The sequence below is a fragment of the Rhodopseudomonas sp. B29 genome, from assembly GCF_000333455.1.
Lineage (GTDB): Bacteria > Pseudomonadota > Alphaproteobacteria > Rhizobiales > Xanthobacteraceae > Rhodopseudomonas.
The window spans coordinates 1-2606 of the sequence record NZ_BADD01000772.1 but is presented as its reverse complement, the minus strand read 5'-3'; the positions used below and the strand labels follow the sequence as shown (position 1 = coordinate 2606).

General features: G+C 66.7%; 4 protein-coding genes. 2 read left to right on the top strand and 2 right to left on the bottom strand.

Features of this window, described 5'->3' with window-relative positions:
- A partial coding sequence (locus tag I5M_RS27810) for a M23 family metallopeptidase (protein WP_031337834.1) occupies positions 1-408 on the top strand: 408 nt, incomplete at its 5' end.
- On the opposite strand, the gene I5M_RS27805 is transcribed toward I5M_RS27810, so the two are convergent.
- On the bottom strand, positions 405-1055 hold the full coding sequence (locus tag I5M_RS27805; RefSeq protein WP_022724392.1) for a glutathione S-transferase family protein: 651 nt from the start codon (positions 1053-1055) through the stop codon (positions 405-407). The genes I5M_RS27810 and I5M_RS27805 overlap by 4 nt on opposite strands.
- 61 nt (positions 1056-1116) lie before the next feature.
- Here I5M_RS27805 and I5M_RS27800 point away from each other — a divergent pair, with 61 nt between their 5' ends.
- Positions 1117-1758: a TetR/AcrR family transcriptional regulator gene (locus I5M_RS27800; RefSeq protein WP_022724391.1), complete on the top strand. Its 642-nt coding sequence runs from the start codon at positions 1117-1119 to the stop codon at positions 1756-1758.
- Between the two features lie 37 nt (positions 1759-1795).
- Here the strand turns inward: I5M_RS27800 and I5M_RS27795 are convergent.
- Positions 1796-2606, bottom strand: an 811-nt coding sequence (locus I5M_RS27795) for an NAD(P)-dependent oxidoreductase (protein WP_022724390.1), incomplete at its 5' end; no start/stop codon positions are given.

Sequence of the window (2606 nt, the reverse complement as noted above, 5' to 3'; positions counted from 1 at the left end):
CGCAAGCCGGTGCTCGGCGAAGTCGAGTTCTCGTCCGGCTTCGGCGTCCGCACCGACCCGTTCCTCGGTCGCCCGGCGATGCACACCGGCCTCGACTTCCGCGCCTCGACCGGCGATCCGGTGCGCGCCACCGCCGCCGGCAAAGTGGTGAATGCCGGCTGGAGCGGCGGCTACGGCCAGATGGTCGAGATCAATCACGGCAACGGCCTCTCCACCCGCTACGGCCATCTCTCCAAGATCATCGCCAAGGTCGGCCAGAGCGTCCAGATCGGCCAGGTGATCGGCGAAGTCGGCTCCACCGGCCGCTCCACCGGCCCGCATCTTCACTACGAGACCCGCATCGACGGCGAAGCCGTCGACCCGCAGAAGTTTTTGCGTGCCGGCGTGAGGCTGGCGGGGGCTGGTTAGCGATAACGGCGAAGTCGCTGTCCGGGCAGCAGATCATAAGGCGCCTGCCACCCATCGAGCTGGCGCACCCGGTCCAGCCAGGCGACGACTGCGGGATGACTGCGCTCCAGGTCGTATCCCGCCTCATCGGACGGAAACAGCAGATAGCCCACCATCGACAGATCGGCGACGGACGGCGCGTCACCGATCGCGAAGCGACGGGTCTCGAAATGTCGCTCGGCGACACGGAGGCAATCGTCGATCCGCTTGCGCAGGAAGCCGAGTACATGCTCGTCGGGAGACGGCGTGAAGGCGCGCAGATAGCGATACACGGCCATGTAGCCCGACAGCTTGTGATTGTCCCAGAACAGCCACCGCAAGATCGCGTAACGATCGTCGTCATTGATCGCGCCGAAGCGGCCGTAGGCTTCGGCCAGCCGCAACAGGATCGGTCCGGTCTGTGTCAGGCTCCTGCCCTGCCATTCGAGCACCGGGATTTCTCCCATCTGGTTGACGCTGGCGCGCCAGTCCGCGGTCCGCGTCACGCCGGAGCCGAAGTCGGTCCATACTCCTTCGAATGCGACGCCGCACAGCCGCAACATCAGCGCGAGCTTGTAAGAGTTGCCGGATTCGGGGAAATAGTGCAGTCGGGTCGCGCCTGCGGCCATCGGACACCTGTTTCTGCAATCAGAACATTTGTTCTGTATCGGGAGAAGCCGCCGCGTGTCAATGCAACGTAGCCCCGGTGGAGGCGGCGCAAAGGGCGGCGACGTCAGCCCGCGCGAGCGCGACCTGCTGGAGGCCACCCTCCGCGTGATCGGACGTTCTGGAATTGATGCGGTCACGCATCGCGCGGTCGCGACAGAAGCCGGCACCTCGCTCGGCGCCGTCACCCACCATTTCGCCAAACGCGACGACCTGACGGACGGCGCGCTGCGCTTTGCGGTGCGACGGGAAATGACGCGGCTCGACGCTCTCGCGCTAGCGCTGCAGGAGCAGGCCTTCGACCCGCCGCGCTGGATCGCACAGCTGGTCGGCTGGTACGCGGCCGAGCTGCGCACCAACAGCGAGACCCATATCGCCTGCTACGAGGCGTTCCTGGCCGCGGCGCGGCACGCGCAATTCAGATCGCTGGTCGAGGATCTGTTCGCAGTCTGGAAGCGGAGCGCCGCCCTGGCATTTCGGGCCGCCGGCGCCGACGATGCCGACGCCGCAGCGGCGATCTTCGTCAGCACGCTGATGGGCCTGCTGCTTCGGCAACTCGCCGGACCGCGGCGGAGCTTTCAGAAGGAAACCGAGGCGACGCTCGGGAGATTGTTTTTGGCGCTGACGGCATCCGGATCGCCCGCGAGAGGCGTCGCCGGCAAGTGAACCGAGCACGCCAATCGGGGCGGAACGTCGCTGATGCCTACTTCGCCTTCCCGATCGTGAACTCCGCCATCGACGCCCAGTCGCGCTCTCCCATGCCGGACTCGACCGTCTCGCCCATCCGCCGGTAGACGGCATTCAGCATCGGCAAGGAACGGCCGGCTTGTTCGGCGGCTTCGCTGGCGAGGCGCAGGTCTTTCAGGCCGAGCGTGGCCTTGAAGCCGGGCTGATACTTCCCTTCGGCGATGATGCTCGAATAGACCTGATAGGCGCGGCCGCCGAACAGCGTACCGAGGATCAGCTCGAAGAATTTCTCGCGCGGCAGGCCGCTCGCTTCGGTGATCACCACGCCTTCGGCCATCGCCTCGATCGCCATCGTGATCATCATGTTGCAGGCGACCTTGGCGGCGTTCGCGGTCGGCGCCTCGGGACCCATGTCCCAGATCTTGCCGCCGATGACGTCGAGCACTGGCCGCACCTTGGCCACCGCCTCGGGCGGCCCGCCGGCCAGCACGTTGAGCTGCCCCGCTGCAGCGACATCCGGCCGCCCTAACACCGGCGCCGACACGTAGGCGACACCGGCATCGCGATGCGCCGCCACCAGCTCATGCGCAAACGCCACCGAGATGGTCGAGTTCACCACGTGGACGAGTTGCTTGCTGGCGTGCTTCAGCGCCCCGCTATCCAGCAGCACCGAGCGGATGACGTTGTCGTCGGACAGCATCGTCAGCGCAACATCGCCCTGCAGCGCCTCCGCGGGGGTGGCGACCATGGAGACGCCATCCAGCACCCCCACCGATCGATTCCATGCCTTCCCATGGGGGCCCGCGGCGACCAGGTTCAGCGCCATC